The sequence below is a fragment of the Streptomyces sp. NPDC050703 genome (assembly GCF_040654435.1).
Lineage (GTDB): Bacteria > Actinomycetota > Actinomycetes > Streptomycetales > Streptomycetaceae > Streptomyces.
In genome coordinates this window covers 17,367-33,313 of sequence record NZ_JBFAHX010000028.1, presented here as the reverse complement: position 1 = coordinate 33,313, position 15,947 = coordinate 17,367, and the positions used below count along the sequence as shown (strand labels likewise).

The 15,947-nt window shown below is 72.4% G+C and carries 14 protein-coding genes; 2 read left to right on the top strand and 12 right to left on the bottom strand.

Annotation, left to right across the window (positions count from 1 at the left end; all coding sequences use genetic code 11):
- Positions 1-39: 39 nt before the first annotated feature.
- From rplS to AB0I16_RS24125, 6 genes are all read right to left on the bottom strand, one after another.
- On the bottom strand, positions 40-390 hold the full coding sequence (gene rplS, locus AB0I16_RS24150; protein ID WP_062783686.1) for a 50S ribosomal protein L19: 351 nt from the start codon (positions 388-390) through the stop codon (positions 40-42).
- A gap of 131 nt (positions 391-521) precedes the next feature.
- Positions 522-1,343, bottom strand: coding sequence for a tRNA (guanosine(37)-N1)-methyltransferase TrmD (gene trmD, locus AB0I16_RS24145; RefSeq protein WP_363251599.1), 822 nt, complete (start codon positions 1,341-1,343; stop codon positions 522-524).
- Positions 1,343-1,915, bottom strand: coding sequence for a ribosome maturation factor RimM (gene rimM, locus AB0I16_RS24140; protein ID WP_363251597.1), 573 nt, complete (start codon positions 1,913-1,915; stop codon positions 1,343-1,345). The genes trmD and rimM overlap by 1 nt, the downstream gene beginning before the upstream one ends.
- A 92-nt stretch (positions 1,916-2,007) precedes the next feature.
- Positions 2,008-2,247 (bottom strand): RNA-binding protein, encoded by a 240-nt coding sequence (locus AB0I16_RS24135; RefSeq protein ID WP_014176063.1) that lies wholly within the window; start codon positions 2,245-2,247, stop codon positions 2,008-2,010.
- A gap of 2 nt (positions 2,248-2,249) precedes the next feature.
- Entirely contained in the window at positions 2,250-2,696 is a 447-nt protein-coding gene (gene rpsP / locus AB0I16_RS24130) for a 30S ribosomal protein S16 (protein WP_363251595.1), read from the bottom strand.
- A 189-nt stretch (positions 2,697-2,885) separates the two neighbouring features.
- Positions 2,886-3,518, bottom strand: coding sequence for a hypothetical protein (locus tag AB0I16_RS24125; RefSeq protein WP_363251594.1), 633 nt, complete (start codon positions 3,516-3,518; stop codon positions 2,886-2,888).
- A 513-nt stretch (positions 3,519-4,031) separates the two neighbouring features.
- Between AB0I16_RS24125 and AB0I16_RS24120 the strand changes: the two genes are divergently transcribed.
- Positions 4,032-4,919, top strand: a complete 888-nt coding sequence (locus AB0I16_RS24120) for an SAM-dependent methyltransferase (protein ID WP_363251593.1) — start codon at positions 4,032-4,034, stop codon at positions 4,917-4,919.
- Positions 4,920-4,955: 36 nt separating this feature from the next.
- Here the strand turns inward: AB0I16_RS24120 and ftsH are convergent, their stop codons facing one another.
- From ftsH to AB0I16_RS24090, 6 genes are all read right to left on the bottom strand, one after another.
- Positions 4,956-6,890, bottom strand: coding sequence for an ATP-dependent zinc metalloprotease FtsH (ftsH, locus tag AB0I16_RS24115; RefSeq protein WP_363251592.1), 1,935 nt, complete (start codon positions 6,888-6,890; stop codon positions 4,956-4,958).
- A 137-nt stretch (positions 6,891-7,027) separates the two neighbouring features.
- On the bottom strand, positions 7,028-8,581 hold the full coding sequence (gene ffh / locus AB0I16_RS24110) for a signal recognition particle protein (RefSeq protein WP_363251591.1): 1,554 nt from the start codon (positions 8,579-8,581) through the stop codon (positions 7,028-7,030).
- 156 nt (positions 8,582-8,737) lie between these two features.
- A complete protein-coding gene (locus tag AB0I16_RS24105; protein ID WP_363251590.1) occupies positions 8,738-11,209 on the bottom strand; it encodes a [protein-PII] uridylyltransferase in 2,472 nt (823 codons plus the stop codon).
- A gap of 52 nt (positions 11,210-11,261) precedes the next feature.
- A complete protein-coding gene (locus tag AB0I16_RS24100; protein WP_062779349.1) occupies positions 11,262-11,600 on the bottom strand; it encodes a P-II family nitrogen regulator in 339 nt (112 codons plus the stop codon).
- On the bottom strand, positions 11,597-12,976 hold the full coding sequence (locus tag AB0I16_RS24095) for an ammonium transporter (RefSeq protein WP_363251589.1): 1,380 nt from the start codon (positions 12,974-12,976) through the stop codon (positions 11,597-11,599). Before AB0I16_RS24095 ends, AB0I16_RS24100 begins: the two co-directional genes overlap by 4 nt.
- 304 nt (positions 12,977-13,280) lie before the next feature.
- The gene (locus tag AB0I16_RS24090; RefSeq protein WP_363251588.1) at positions 13,281-14,753 is read right to left on the bottom strand and encodes a hypothetical protein; all 1,473 of its coding nucleotides are present in this window, start codon (positions 14,751-14,753) and stop codon (positions 13,281-13,283) included.
- Positions 14,754-15,185: 432 nt separating this feature from the next.
- Between AB0I16_RS24090 and AB0I16_RS24085 the strand changes: the two genes are divergently transcribed.
- Positions 15,186-15,848: a bifunctional DNA primase/polymerase gene (locus tag AB0I16_RS24085; protein WP_363251587.1), complete on the top strand. Its 663-nt coding sequence runs from the start codon at positions 15,186-15,188 to the stop codon at positions 15,846-15,848.
- Positions 15,849-15,947 lie beyond the last annotated feature (99 nt).

Below are 15,947 nucleotides of genomic sequence, written 5' to 3'. Positions count from 1 at the left end.
CAGATGCTATCCGGCCCCGCCGTGGACCCGCGCGAAAGCTCAGTTGTCGCGCTTCTCCTTGATCTTCGCGGCCTTGCCGCGCAGCTCACGGAGGTAGTACAGCTTGGCGCGGCGCACGTCGCCACGGGTCACGAGCTCGATCTTCTCGACGATCGGCGTGTGCACCGGGAAGGTGCGCTCGACGCCGACGGAGAAGGAGACCTTGCGGACCGTGAAGGTCTCGCGCACGCCGGCACCCTGGCGACGGATGACTACGCCCTTGAACTGCTGCACACGGGAGCGGTTGCCCTCGATGACGCGGACGTGGACGTTGACGGTGTCACCCGGGCGGAAGGCCGGGATGTCGCTGCGCAGCGACGCGCTGTCGACGGAGTCGAGCAGGTTAGCCATGATCGTCTGCTTTCTTCACTGATGCCACAGGTCATCAGCGGTACGTGGTGATGAGGATTCGGTAGCTGATCGCGTCGGGCGGGCGTCATTCCCCCTGTGGCAGGGGCGCACGCTGGACGTACAGCAGCGGCCTATTCTTCCACGGCTTCCGGGTCTCGCCCAAATCGGCCGTCGGGCCCCGGTCGCCACCCCAGGATCGAGAGCATCTCGCGGTCCTTCTTGTCGAAGGCCGCGGGGTCGCAGCGCTCGATGAGGTCGGGTCTGTTGCGGGTGGTGCGGCGCAGCGCCTCGTCCCTGCGCCAGCGCGCGATCTTGCCGTGGTGGCCGCTGAGCAGGACCTCGGGGATGCCGTGCCCGCGCCACTCGGGGGGCTTGGTGTAGACGGGCCCTTCGAGGAGGTTGGCCATGGCGCCGGGCGCGAAGGAGTCGTCCCGGTGGGATTCGGCGTTGCCGAGGACGCCGGGCAGGAGCCGGGCCACCGCCTCGGTGACGACCAGGACGGCGGCTTCCCCGCCCGCGAGGACGTAGTCGCCGATGGACACCTCGTAGACGGGCATCCGGGTCGCGTACTCGTCCATGACGCGGCGGTCGATGCCTTCGTAGCGCGCCGGTGTGAAGACGAGCCAGGGGCGCTCGGAGAGTTCGACGGCCAGCTCCTGGGTGAAGCGGCGGCCGCTCGGCGTGGGGACGACGAGGACGGGGCCGTGGGCCCCCGCCTCGTACCCCTCGGCGAGCACGTCGTCGAGGGCGGCGCCCCAGGGGTCGGTCTTCATGACCATGCCGGGGCCGCCGCCGTAGGGGGTGTCGTCGACCGTGTTGTGGCGGTCGTACGTCCACTCCCTGAGGTCGTGCACGTTCACGTCGAGCCGGCCACGCGCGCGTGCCTTGCCGACGAGGGAGACGTTCAGGGGTTCCAGGTACTCGGGGAAGATCGTGACGACGTCGAGCCGCATCAGGCGCCGCCCTCCTGGGCGGCCGCTTCCTCGGCGGCGTCCCTGGCGGAGGCGGTCTCCGCGCGGTCGTCGATGAGGCCGGGCGGCGGGTCGATGACCGCGCGCTGCTCTTCGAGGTCGATCTCGGTGACGATCTCCTCGACGAAGGGGATCATGACCTCGCTGCCGTCGGGGCGCTCCACGATGAACAGGTCCTGCGAGGGCAGGTGCGAGATCTCCGTGATGCGGCCGACCTCGGTGCCGTCCGCGGTGACCACGTCCAGGTCCATCAGCTGGTGGTCGTAGTACTCGTCGGGGTCCTCCGGGAGTTCCTCCGGGTCGACCTCGGCGATCAGGAGGGTGTTGCGCAGGGCCTCGGCGCCGCTGCGGTCGCGCACGCCCTCGAAGCGCAGCAGGAGGCGGCCGCTGTGCACCCTGCCGCTCTCGATGGTCAGCGGCCCCGTGGCGGCGGGGTCGGTGGCGAGCACGGCGCCGGGGCCGAGCCGCAGCTCCGGCTCGTCGGTGCGGACCTCGACGGTGACCTCACCCTTGATGCCGTGGGCACGGCCGATACGGGCGACTACCAACTGCACTGCGTTTCTCCTCATCCACGACTACGGGCCGGGGAAGGCCCTGAAGCCCTCCCCGGCCCGAGCCGGTGCTGCTGTGGTTCTGCGAACCCGGTTCAGCGAACCTGGTCCACGTCGACGAGGTCGACGCGGACACCGCGGCCACCGATGGCGCCCACGACGGTGCGCAGAGCGCGCGCGGTGCGGCCGTTGCGGCCGATCACCTTGCCGAGGTCGTCGGGGTGGACCCGGACCTCGAGAACGCGCCCGCGACGCAGGTTGCGCGAGGCGACCTGCACGTCGTCGGGGTTGTCCACGATGCCCTTCACGAGGTGCTCGAGAGCCTCCTCGAGCATGCTCAGGCCTCGGTGGACTCGGCGGACGCCGACGAGGCAGTGTCAGCCTCGTCCGCCTTCTTGTCCGACTTCTTGGCCTTCTGGGTGATGGCCTCGCCCTTGGCGTCGTCGCCCTCAAGACCCTTGGTGAAGGCCTCGAACGCAGCGCGCTTGTCCTTGGGCTCGGCGACCTTCAGCGGCTCCGGGGCGGGCAGGCCCTTGTGCTTCTGCCAGTCGCCGGTGAGCTTCAGGATGGCCATGACCGGCTCGGTCGGCTGGGCGCCGACGGAGAGCCAGTACTGGGCGCGCTCCGAGTCGACCTCGATGCGCGAGGGGTTCTGCACCGGGTGGTACAGACCGATCTCCTCGATGGCCCGGCCGTCACGGCGGGTACGGGAGTCGGCGACGACGATGCGGTAGTGAGGCGAACGGATCTTGCCCAGACGCTTCAGCTTGATCTTGACTGCCACGGGAGTGGTGTCTCCTGGTCTTGACGTGGGTGGGCACAACGTGATGCCGCGTGGGGTTGCGGTACTCGAGTGCCCGATGGACGCGTCAGCCGGAGGAGAGAGGGGTCCTGTGCGACTGTCGAGTACAGCTAGCCATTGTGCCATACGTCGGCGGGGCGCCCACACCCGGTCCGGGCGCCCCTGACCAGCTCAGCCGACGCCCGCGCCGACCGCTTCCGGGATGCGGAACGGCTTGCCGCAGCCGCCGCACACGATGGGTGCCTGGGCGAGCACGGAGGGGACCACGCGCACATTGCGGCCGCAGTCGCAGACGGCCTTCACGCGCACGCCTCCCCCCGAGGAACCGTGCCGGGCGGCGGGCCCGCGGAAGCTGCGCGCCGTGTCCGCGGTCGTCGCCGCGGTGTGCGCCTTCAGGGCACGCTGGAGGCGCTCCATCGTCGGGCGATACCGCTTGCGGGCCTCGGGATTCAGCGTGACCAGGGAGAAGCCGCTGCTCGGGTGCGGCTCCTCCGGATGGTCGAGGCCCAGCTCCTCGGCGATCGCGAGGAATCTGCGGTTGTGATAGCGGCCGGCTCGTGAAGTGTCGCGTACGCCGCGCGATGCGGCGATGCCATGGACTGCCTCATGGAGCAGTCGCTCGAAGGAGAGTTCGGCGCCGCAGGCGGACGACGACTCTCCGATCAGGGATTCGGGCGCGGCAAGGTCGGGCAGCTCGGGGTGGTGCCGCTGAATGTCGGCCCACGCCTGTGCCAGCTCTGCGGCGAGAACAGGTGGTGTCGTGCTCACGTCGTGACAACGAGCCGGGTGCCCCGGGGGTTCCATTCCGGGGCATCTCAAATAATTTGCACGTACCCGTCAGTTGCCGTTGATGCGTCCGGACGAGGGCGGGTGCGCTGATCTGCGGAGAAGCCTCACAGCTCGCACCAAGCCGGTACGTAGTGGCGCGTACGCCCCGGCGCGTAGAGCGATTCCTCGCGCCGGGGCCCGGGGTGCCCGGCGGGGCTGCTGGGCCGGGACGGGCGCCTCGCCACCGGAAGGGGCCCTGCTCGGAAGGAGCGGCCACGACCGCGACGTTACCCGGTGCCCCGTCCGCCCCGGGCACCGCCCCGGCGTCCACGGGCTCACCCCCGCCGGTCAACTCCCGGCGCCGGCGCGGAACATCGCCCTCCGGGGGGCGCACGAAGGGGGCACACAAGCAGTCCCCGACAACCACTGGACGCCGGGACCGATGCGGAGTTCTCTGGCATACGGGGGGAGTGCGGGCGCACTGCACGGGGGCGGACGAACCGTTGGCCACCGGACGGCCATGACTCTCAGCGGATTGGGGCGCTTTCGATGACACCAACACTCGCGCAGTCGCACCTCCCCCACGCGGGCCCAGCGCCCCGTGTGGACCTGTGCGCACGCGCGCGTGACTGGGCGGAGATTCAGGAACGGATGCTGGTCCCGCTCTATGAAGCGGTGTACGAACGGCTCGAAGTGGGCCGGGGGACCCGGCTGCTCGGCCTCGGCTGCGGCTCCGGGCTCGCCCTCTTGATGGCCGCGGCACGGGGCGCCACGGTCACCGGCGTCGAGGCGTCGGCGCCCGAGCGACTGGCCCTCGCGCGGACCCGGCTGCTGCCGGACGCCGCGGCGGACGCGAAACCGGGGGCACGCGCGCGTGCCGGGGCGACCCTCGTCGAGGGCGGTCCCGCGGACGCGGCGGACCCGGCGGCGCCGGCGTACGACCTCATTACCGCGTTTCACCCGATCGGGTGCCTGGCGGGTGACTCCGAAGGGCTGTCCACCCTCTTGGAGGGGGCGGCTCCGCTGGCGGTGCGCGGCGCGGCCGTGGTGCTCGTCGGCTGGGGCCCGCCGGAGCGCTGCGCGACCTCCGGCGTCCTGCGGGTGGCGGCCAAGCTCGCCGACCCGATGCGCGGTGCGGGCAGCTGGCGCCCGGCGCTCAGGGACGACCTGGAGGAGGTCGCCCAGCGGGCGGGGCTCAAGCCGGACGGTTCGGGTCGGGTCGCGTGCCCCTTCGGCTACGCGGACGTCGACAGCGCGGTCCGCGGGCTGCTCTCGACCGGTCTGTTCGACGCGGCGGTGGGCGCCACGGACCAGGTGCAGGTCGACAAGGAGCTGACGGAGGCCCTGCACCCGCACCGCAGGAGCGACGGGACCGTGTGGATGTCGAACGTCTTCCGGTACCTGATCGCCCGGGCACCCGGACGCCCCGGGTCCTGACCGCGCGACTACGGGCGGCAGTACGGCATACGGGTCCTAGGCACCGCCCTTGGTCACCCTCGTGATCCCCGCGACCCGGTAGGCGTCCGCCTCCTCCAGGGTCTCGTTCTCCAGCAGTGCCGCGGCCAGCGCGTCGAGCCTGTCGCGGTGGTCGCGCAGCTGGCGGCAGGCGTTCTCGTAGCACTCGTCGACGATCCGCCGCATCTCCGCGTCGATCGTGTCCAGGGTCTCCGGGGCGGCCGCGAGCCCGTACGCCTGCTGGGCGTCGCCCGGGAGCGCGGAGAGGCGGCCCACGCGCCCGCTCATGCCCCAGCGGCCGACCATGCCGCGGGCGATGGCGCTGACCTGCTCCAGGTCGTTCTCGGCACCCGTGGTGACGACTCCGTAGACGACGTGTTCGGCGGCCATGCCCCCGAGGGCACCGATGATGCGACCACGGAGGTACTCCTCCGTGTACGCGTACTTGTCGGAGTCGGGGGTGGACAGCGTGACGCCCAGCGCGCGCCCGCGCGGGACGATCGTGATCTTGCGGACCGGGTCGGCGCCGGGCTGCAGCATGCCGAGCAGGGCGTGGCCGCTCTCGTGGTACGCCGTGCGTCTGCGCTCCTCCTCCGGCATGACCAGCGGCCGCTCCGCGCCGAGCTGCACCTTCTCCATGGCTTCGGAGAGGTCGGACTGCGTGACCGCGCGCTGCTTGCGCTTGACCGCGATGAGGGCGGCCTCGTTGGCGAGGTTGGCCAGCTCGGCGCCGGTCATGCCGGGGGTCGTACGGGCGACCTGGGCGAGGTCGACGTCGTCGGCCAGCGGGATGGCCCTCGTATGGATGCGGAGGATGGCCTCGCGTCCCCCGCGGTCGGGGGGTGAGACGTTGACGACGCGGTCGAACCTGCCGGGGCGGGTGAGCGCGGGGTCGAGGACGTCGGCGCGGTTGGTGGCGGCGAGCACGATGACGCCCTCGGCTCCCGAGAAGCCGTCCATCTCGGTGAGGATCTGGTTCAGGGTCTGCTCGCGTTCGTCGTGACCGCCCATGGCACCGCCACCGCCCCGCGCGCGGCCGATCGTGTCGATCTCGTCGATGAAGATGATCGACGGCGCGACCTTGCGGGCCTCGGAGAAGAGTTCACGCACGCGTGAGGCACCCACACCCACGATCATCTCGATGAACTCCGACGCGGACGCCGAGAAGAACGGCACGCCCGCCTCGCCCGCGACGGCACGGGCGAGGAGCGTCTTTCCCGTACCCGGCGGCCCGGCGAGCAGTACGCCCCGCGGCATCTTGGCGCCCATGGCACGGTAGTCGTCCGGGTGCTTGAGGAAGTCGACGACGTCGTTCAGCTCGCCCTCGACCTCGTCGATGCCCGCGACGTCCTCGAAGGTCGTCCGCTTGGCGCCGGGCTCGATCTCGACCGGCTTGGGCGGGGTCTTGCGCCCGAGCATGCCGCCTCCGCCGCCCATGCCCGCGCTCATACGCCGCGCGATGAAGATCCACAGGAGGACGAGCAGCAGCATGGGGGCGAGGGAGATCAGCAGGTTCGAGAGGAAGCTGCGCTCCCGCACCACGGGCTCGGCGGTGACGGTGACGCCGTGCTCGGTCAGGTCGTCCCAGAGCTTGTCGTCGGCGAAGGCCGGCCGCTGGGTGGTGAACTTGGTGTACGTGCCCTTGGCGTCGCCCGGCTTGTCCTGCTCCTTCTTGAGCTGGCCCTGGATCGCGTCGCCCTTGGAGTAGATCTTCGTGACGTTGCCGGCGTCGACCTGCTTGCTGAACTCCGTGTACGAGATGGTCGGCTCGTCGCCGTCGCTGAAGAAGCTCAGCACGATGTTGGCGATGAGGTAGACGATCAGGGCCGTCAGGACGAGGCCGCCCCAGCCGCCCGGCATCCTCCGCTTCGGCGGCGCCGGCTCGGGTGAGGGCGCGCCCTCGGAGCGCCACGGCTTGTCGGGCGCCCGGTCCGGCGGCACGGGGTTGCTCATATCCGGACGTTACGACACAAACAGCACGTCAGCACTCTTGGCGGGGACTCTGCTCGGCGGGCGCGCGGCAAGGCCCGGGAACCTCGGGGGGCGCCCCCCGGAACCGGGGAGCGCCCTGGAACGACGCGGACGCGCGGTCAGCCCATGAACTTCTTGAACTCGTCCGGCAGCTCGAAGTCCTTGCCCGCCGGGGCGCCCGGCAGGCCGAGCGCGGCGCCCGCCTGGCCCGCGGCCTCGCGGCGCGCCGCGGCCTCCTGCTCCTCCTGCTTGCGCTTCATCGGGTTGCCCGACTTCCGCTTGCCCTTGGCCTGCTTCTGCTTCTTCTTCTGCTTGCCGGCGCCACCGCCCATGCCCGGCATCCCGGGCATGCCCGGCATGCCGCCGCCCTGGGCCATGCGGGACATCATCTTGCGCGCCTCGAAGAACCGCTCGACGAGGTTCTTCACGGCGCTGACCTCGACGCCGGAACCCTTGGCGATACGGGCGCGCCGGGAGCCGTTGATGATGGTCGGCTCGTGGCGCTCCGCGGGCGTCATCGACTTGATGATGGCGGCGGTGCGGTCGACGTCGCGCTCGTCGAGGTTGGCGATCTGGTCCTTGATCTGCCCCATGCCGGGCATCATCCCGAGCAGCTTGCTGATGCTGCCCATCTTCCTGACCTGCTCCATCTGGGCCAGGAAGTCGTCGAGCGTGAAGTCCTTGCCCTTGCTGCTCGCCAGCTTGGAGGCCATCTTCTCGGCCTCTTGCTGGGAGAAGGTCTGCTCGGCCTTCTCGATGAGCGTGAGCATGTCGCCCATGCCGAGGATGCGGGACGCCATGCGGTCCGGGTGGAACGCGTCGAAGTCGTCCAGCTTCTCGCCGTTGGAGGCGAACATGATCTGGCGGCCCGTGACCTGCGCGATCGACAGGGCGGCACCACCGCGCGCGTCGCCGTCCAGCTTGGAGAGCACCACGCCGTCGAAGCCGACGCCGTCGCGGAACGCCTCGGCCGTGTTGACCGCGTCCTGGCCGATCATGGCGTCGACGACGAAGAGGACCTCGTCGGGGCGGACCGCGTCACGGATGTCCGCGGCCTGCCGCATCAGCTCCTGGTCGATGCCGAGGCGGCCCGCGGTGTCGACGATGACCACGTCGTACTGCTTGGTCTTGGCGAACTCGACGGAGTCCTCGGCGACCCGCACCGGGTCACCGACGCCGTTGCCCGGCTCCGGGGCGTACACGCCGACGCCGGCGCGCTCGGCGACGACGCTGAGCTGGTTGACGGCGTTGGGGCGCTGAAGGTCGCAGGCGACCAGGAGCGGGCTGTGGCCCTGGCCCTTCAGCCAGAGGCCGAGCTTGCCCGCGAGGGTCGTCTTGCCGGCGCCCTGGAGGCCCGCGAGCATGATGACCGTCGGGCCGGTCTTCGCGAACCGCAGGCGCCGCGTCTCGCCGCCGAGGATGCCGACGAGCTCCTCGTTGACGATCTTGATGACCTGCTGGGCGGGGTTGAGGGCCTGGGAGACCTCGGCGCCGGCCGCGCGCTCCTTGATCTGCTTGATGAAGGCGCGGACGACGGGCAGGGCCACGTCCGCCTCAAGGAGGGCGATGCGGATCTCGCGCGCCGTGGCGTCGATGTCCGCCTCGGACAGGCGGCCCTTGCCCCGGAGGTTCTTGAATGTCGCTGCGAGGCGGTCGGAGAGAGTATCGAACACGGCGGTCGCGAATCCTCGGGTCGAAGGGGCGCCCCGCGCTCCGGCGGTGTCCAGAGCTGAGGGGAGGGCTGACAGGTCGCCTTCCAGGGTATCGGTCGCCGGTCGGTGCCCGGGGCGCTGGGCGGCTCTTGCCCCGGCGGCCGGTCCTCTCAGGGGTCACGTGCCCCGCAGAACCCCCTCCACGCCCCGCGCGACCCCCGCCGCGCCCTCCCCCGCCAGCGGCAGCCCGTCGAGCCCCGTCACGTAGAAGGCGTCGACCGCGTTCGCCCCCAGCGTCGAGACGTGGGCGCTGCGCACCCGCACCCCCGCGTCCTCAAGGGCCCGCCCGATGCGGTGCAGCAGGCCGGGCGCGTCCTGGGCCCTGACCTCGATGACCGTGGCGAGACGGGAGGCGGCCGGGGCCACCGTGACGCGGGGCGGCGGCGCGACCGTGCCGCGGCGGCGGGGGTAGGCGGCGTCCCGTTCCGCGAGGCGGCTCTCGATGTCGAGCGATCCTTCGAGGGCGCGCACCAGATCGGCCCGGAGCCGCGACGCCTGCGGCAAGGACCCGTACTCCGCGGCGACCCGCCAGCTCAGCAGCAGGACGGAGGTGTCGATGCCGGACGGCAGCGCCACCTCGCGCAGCTCCGCCGTCCGCACCGCGAGCCGGTGCAGCGCTAGCACCCCGGCCACGGCGGGCAGCACCCCCGGCCGCTCGGGCACGGCCACCACGAGCTCCACGCCGAGCGCCTCGTCGTCGGCGGGCCGCAGCGCGAGCACCGGGCCGCCCGTGCGGTGCGCCTCCACGGCGAGCCGCTCCTGCTCGGCGGAGGGCTCGGCCGAGGGCGCGGTCGAGGGCGCGGTCGAGGGCGCGGCCCCGTCCGCCGGCGTACCGTCGGGCCCGTCGCCCGAGAGCACCGCGTCCACCCGCTTCACCAGGTCGGCGACGAGCGCGCCGCGCCACGCGGACCAGGCGGCGGGCCCGGTGGCCAGGGCGTCCGCCTCCGTCAGCGCGTGCAGCAGCTCAAGGGTCCCCGCGGTCCCGACGGCGTCGGCGACGCCCCGTACCGTCGCCGGATCGTCGAGGTCGCGCCGCGTCGCCGTCTCGACGAGCAGCAGGTGGTGGCGGACGAGACGGGCGAGGACCGCCGTGTCGGCGCCGTCGAAGCCGAACCTGGCCGCGGCGTCCTTCGCGATGGTCTCCCCCGCCACACAGTGGTCCCCCGGCCAGCCCTTGCCGATGTCGTGCAGCAGAGCCGCCACGAGAAGCAGGTCGGGCCGGCCGACCCGCCGGGTGAGACCGGCGGCCCGTACCGCCGTCTCCACGAGGTGCCGGTCGACCGTCCAGGTGTGGACGGCGTTGCGCTGCGGCCTGCACCGCACGCGCTCCCAGTCGGGGAGCAGCCGGGTGATGAACCCCTCGGCCTCCAGCGCCTCCCACACCTGTACGGTCGGCCGCCCCGCGCCGAGGAGCGTCACGAGCTGTTCACGCGCCTCCGCGGGCCACGGCGCGGGCAGGGGCCGCGCCGTGGCGGCGAGGCGGCGTACGGCGTGCCGGGACAGCGGCAGCCCGGCCTGGGCGGCGGCAGCGGCGGCCCGCAGCGGCAGGACGGGATCGCGTTCGGGCCGCGCGGCGCGGGCGAGCACGGCCTCCCTGTCCTGTTCCACGACGCCCTCGGCCAGCGGCGACCGCTCGGCGGCGGCCCGGCCACCGCCGAGGACGGCGCGCAGCCGTGGCCGCACGGCCCTGGCGCGCAGCACGCGGCCGACCTCGCGCCAGGTGACGTCACCGGCGTAGGAGACGACGCGGGCCGCCTCGTACACCTGGCGCAGGAGCGCGTCGGCGTCCAGCAGGCCGAGTCCGGCGGCGACCTGGTCCTGCTCCTGGAGGGCGAGCCGGTCGGTGGCCCGGCCGGTGGCGAGGTGCAGGGCGTCGCGGACGTCGAGGAGCCGCCGCCGGGCGTCGGCGAGGCCCTCGCGCGGGGCGTCGGCGAGCCAGGAGGCGGCGACGGCGCGCAGCGCGGTGAGGTCCCGCAGCCCGCCCCTGGCCTCCTTGAGGTCGGGTTCGAGCAGATGGCCCAGCTCGCCGTGGCGCTCGGCCCGCTCCTCGCACAGCTCCCGCAGCTCGGGCAGCCGCTTGGGGGCCTGGTTGCGCCAGTCGGCGAAGACGGCGGCCCGCAGCCCGGTGGTCAGTACGGCGTCGCCCGCGATGTGCCGCGCGTCGAGCAGCCCGAGGTGGGCCTTGAGGTCGTCGGCGGCGGTCCCGCGCGCCTCGGACGGCGTGCGCACGGAGTGGTCGAGGGCGATGCCGAGGTCCCACACGGGGTACCAGAGGCGGTCGGCGAGGGCGGCCACCCGCCCGGCGTCGGCGCTGCCGTCGTGCAGCAGGAGCAGGTCGAGGTCGCTGCGCGGGGAGAGTTCGCCGCGCCCGTAGCCGCCGACCGCGACGAGCGCGGTGCCCCGGGGGACGCCGTCCCTGCCGCCCCCGGCCCGGAAGAGCCCGGCGAGCCAGTCGTCGGTGAGGCCGGAGAGGGCGGAACGGCGCGGCGGCCCGGACCGCGACTCCTCGTGGAGGAGCCGCAGCCGGGCCGCCGCGTAGCCGCCGGGTCCGGGTTCTTCCGCTTCTGTCGTGACGTCCATGCCCCTCACCCGGCAGCTCCTGTCCAGTCCCGCTCGGTTCCGCTTCGTGGTGTGCGGCCGGTCAGAGCGCGTCGGGTCCGCGCTCGCCGGTGCGCACCCGGACGGCCGTGTCGACGGGGACGCACCAGACCTTGCCGTCTCCGATCTTGCCGGTACGGGCGGCCTTGACCACGACTTCGATGAGCTGTTCGGCGTCGTCGTCCTCGACGAGCACCTCGATACGGATCTTCGGCACGAGGTCCACCGTGTACTCGGCGCCCCGGTAGACCTCGGTGTGCCCGCGCTGGCGGCCGTATCCGCTGGCCTCGGTGACGGTCAGGCCGTGGACGCCGAAGGCCTGGAGCGCCTCTTTGATCTCGTCGAGCCGGTGCGGCTTGACGACCGCGGTGATGAGCTTCATGCGTCCACCTTCTTGTTCCGCTGTGCCTGTGCCTGTGCCTGTGCCTGGGGCGTGTCCGTGGCCGGGGCGGGTGCCGCCGCCGTGCGCGGGGCGGTGCCGCCGCCGGCGCCGCTGAAGTCGTATGCCGTCTCGGCGTGTTCGACCTGGTCGATGCCCGCGACCTCGACATCCTCGCCGACCCGCATCCCGATGGTCCTGTCGATCAGGAGGGCGAGGACCGCGGAGGCGACCAGGGAGTAGGCGAGGACCGCTCCGACGCCCGCGAGCTGCTTCCACAGCTGGGTGAGGGAGTGGTCTCCGTAGAAGAGGCCCGTGGCGTCGGACTGGCCGCCACCGGTGGCGAAGAAGCCGACGAGGACGGAGCCGACGACACCGCCGACGAGGTGGACGCCGATGACGTCGAGGGAGTCGTCGTAGCCGAACCGGAACTTCAGGCCGACCGCCATGGCGCAGAGCAGACCGGCGATGGCGCCGATGGCGATGGCGCCGAGCGGGGAGCAGGAGCCGCCGGACGGGGTGATGGCGACGAGTCCCGCGACCGCGCCCGATGCCGCGCCGAGCGTGGTGAAGGCTCCGTGGCGGATCTTCTCGTAGATGAGCCAGGCGAGCATGGCGGCGGCGGTGGCGACCTGCGTGTTGAGGAACATGAGCGCGCCGACGCCGTCGTCGTTGCCCAGCCACGACCCGGCGTTGAAGCCGAACCAGCCGAACCAGAGCAGGGCCGCGCCGAGCATCACCAGCGGCAGCGAGTGGGGCCGCATCGGGTCCTTCTTGAAGCCGACGCGCTTGCCGATGACCAGGATGACGCCGAGCGCCGCGGCTCCGGCGTTGATGTGCACGGCCGTGCCGCCCGCGAAGTCGATGACGCCGAGTTCGAAGGCCCAGCCGCCGGCGCCCCACACCCAGTGCGCGACGGGGAAGTACACGATCGTGGCCCACAGGACGACGAAGAGCGCCCAGGCCGTGAACTTCACGCGGTCCGCGAGGGCGCCGCTGATCAGGGCGGGCGTGATGACGGCGAACATCAGCTGGAAGACGGCGAAGACGTACACCGGGATGGTGTAGCCGTCCCAGAGCTGGTCGACGCCGATGCCGCTGAGGCCCACGTAGCCGCCGTCCCAGCCGATGAGGCCGCCGTGGTCGGTGCCGAAGGCGACGGAGAAGCCGTAGAGGACCCACAGGACGGTGACGATGCCGAGGCTGATGAAGCTCATCATCAGCATGTTCAGGGTGCTCTTGACGCGGACCATGCCTCCGTAGAAGAAGGCGAGGCCCGGGGTCATGAGCATCACCAGGGCGGAACAGATGAGCATGAACCCGGTGTTCGCGGCGGACAGCTCGGGGGCGTCTGCGGCGATCGTGATGCCTGGGGGCATCGGCGTCTCCTCGTCGTCGTATGCGGCGGTGCGGCGAGACCCGTGGGGTGGGGCGTGGCCTGTCGTGCCCCAGAACACTGGCGCGGCGCGGTTTCGACGGGCGCCCCCCGGTGTTTCACCGCGGTGACGAAGAGGTCGTGCGTGTTACGCGGCCATGAACTGCCGGGTCGGGCGGGGTACGCCCGCATACCCTGCGCGGAACGCGAGGACCGGCCGCGGCGGCCACCCGGCTGACCTGGCATGGGGGAGCCGAGTCGGGCTGTGAGGGATGGTCCCGCCGCGGCCGGAGCGGTCTCGCCGGTCCTCAGACCGCCTCCGCGGTCTCCGGCATCTCGATGGCCAGCCGCTCCGTGATCTCCACGACTTCGGCGACGTCGCCGAAGTCCCGCACGGCGGTGTCGACGGTCTTGCGCAGCCGGGTGTTGACCCGCTCGGAGCGGACCTTCTTGGCGATGTCCAGGGCCCGGCCGGCGAGGACCGTGCTCTGCTCGGGCTCGCGCTGGAGCAGGTGGACGGTGGCCTTGCCGATGAGGTTCAGGGCGTACGAACGCTGGTGCTCCTGGTCCTTCTCGAAGAGCTCCACGGCGCGGTCCATGACGGGCTCGGCCAGTGAGGCGTAGGCCGGGCTGCGGCCCGCCACATAGGCCAGGTCGCGGAAGGAGTGGGCGTTCTCCCCGTTCAGCTCGGCCTCGGAGAAGAAGCGGATCCAGTCCGGCTCGGGCTCGCCGAAGTCCTCCGCGTCGGCGAAGGTGTCCTCGGCCATGCGCACGGCCCGCTTGCACTTGCCGGGCTGGCCCATGCTGGCGTACGCCCGTGCCTCCATCGCGTACAGCATGGCCTGGGTGCGCGGTCCGGCGCAGTCCCGGCTGCCGTACTGCGCGAGGTGGATCAGTTCCAGCGCGTCGTCGGGCCGGCCGAGGTGGATCATCTGGCGGCTCATGCTGGAGAGGATGTACGACCCGAGGGCCTTCTCGCCCGCCTCCTTCGCGGCGTGCAGGGCCAGGACGAAGTACTTCTGGGCGGTGGGCTGGAGCCCCACGTCATAGCTCATCCAACCCGCCAGCTCGGCCAGCTCGCCCGCGACCTTGAACAGGCGCTTGGCGGTGGCGCCGGACTGGGGCTCCTGCAGCAGGTCCGTCACCTCGTGGAGCTGCCCGACCACGGCCTTGCGCCGCAGCCCGCCGCCGCACTGGGCGTCCCACTGGCGGAACATCACCGTGGTGGACTCCAGGAGGTCCAGCTCCGGCTTGGAGAGCCTGGCCGGGCGGCGCGAGGCGACGGGCTCCGGCTCCTCCTGCGGTGCCGAGGGCGAGGGCACGAGCCAGCGCTGCATGGGCTCGATCAGGGCCGGGCCCGCGGAGAGCACGAGCGAGGCGCCGAGGAAGCCGCGGCGGGCGAGCATCAGGTCGCTGCGCGAGAACTCGCTCATCAGCGCGACGGTCTGCGGTCCGGTCCAGGGCAGGTCGACGCCGGAGGAGGCGGGCGTGCGGTGGGTGGCGCGCAGCCCCAGGTCCTCGACGGCGACGACGCAGCCGAAGCGCTCGGAGAACAGCTCGGACAGGATGCGCGGAATGGGCTCGCGGGGATTCTCGCCGTCCAGCCAGCGGCGCACGCGGGACGTGTCGGTGGAGATGTGGTGGGCACCCAACTGCCGCGCCCTGCGGTTCACTTGGCGGGCCAGCTCGCCCTTCGACCAGCCGCTGCGCACGAACCAGGACGTGAGCATCTCGTTGGGGCGCTTCTCAGCGTTCGCACCGCTTCCGCCACTGCCGCCCACTGGAACGCCCCCATCCCTTGAGACACCTGCGCGCCGTCCACGCACTGTCACGCCAAGCCCTAACAGAATGCCGCCTGTCACGGCGGCCCGTCCGGAGAATGTCACCCGTCGAACAGGAAGCCGACTTGCCTCCGGCATACCCACGGGCGCTCGGACCTCAAGGGCCGTGTACCGACAGTAATCCCACGATCACGCCTCCGGCGAGGGCAGTCGCGGAAACGCCACCATTCGCCACCCCTTCGAATGAACTCCCCGGCCGCTACAAGCGATTCACTTGACAGAGGGCGGCCGAAAGTTGGTGGAGCGGAGTGCGCCGGGGCGCGTGCCGCCGTGCACACCACCCCTGAATCCTTCGAGCGCCGCCTATAGAGCGCAGCGTCACGATCCGATTCCTATACGTAACCGTGGCACGCTCGACCCGTTGGAGGGGGCATGGGCTTCACGATCGGCGGCACCCGGGGGACCGACAGGCCCCGGGCAGGAGCACGGCGGCGCGGCCGCACGTCGGACTGCACGGTGGTGGCGGAGTACACGGGCCTGTGGGGCTGGGACGTGGTCCCCGGCGCCCGCGCCCTGGACGGCGTCTGCTCCTGCGGCACCCCCGCCTGCGCCGCACCCGGCGCCCACCCCCTCGGCTTCGCGCGGGCGGTCCCCGCCGGGGCCACGCTGGACGAAGCGGCCGCGGCCTGGGCCGAGTTCCCCGGAGCCGCCGTGCTGCTGCCCGTGGGCCGGGCCTTCGACGTCCTCGAAGTGGCGGAGTCCGCGGGGCGGCGCGCGCTGGTCCGCCTGGAGCGCATGGGCCTGCCGCTCGGGCCCGTGGCCGTCACGCCCGAGGGCCGCGCGCAGTTCTTCGTCGCCCCGGGCGCCGCGGCCGAACTCCCCAGGCTGCTCTACCGCATGGGCTGGGACGACGCCGGGCTCGACCTGCACGGCCTGGGCCCCGGCGAGCACATCACGGCGCCCCCGTCCGACCGCGGCGGCCTCGGCCCGGTGCGCTGGCTGCGCTCCCCCGCCCTGGACTCGGCGACGGAACCGCCGCAGGCCCGCGTCGTCCTCGGCACCCTGGCGTACGTGGTGCACCGCTCCCCCGGGTAGGCCCACCGCTCCCCGGGGCGGGCCCGCGGCTCCCCGGGGCCGACCCGCGCGGCCCGGCACACACACGAGGGCCCCCTCGCATCTGCACCATGCGAGGGG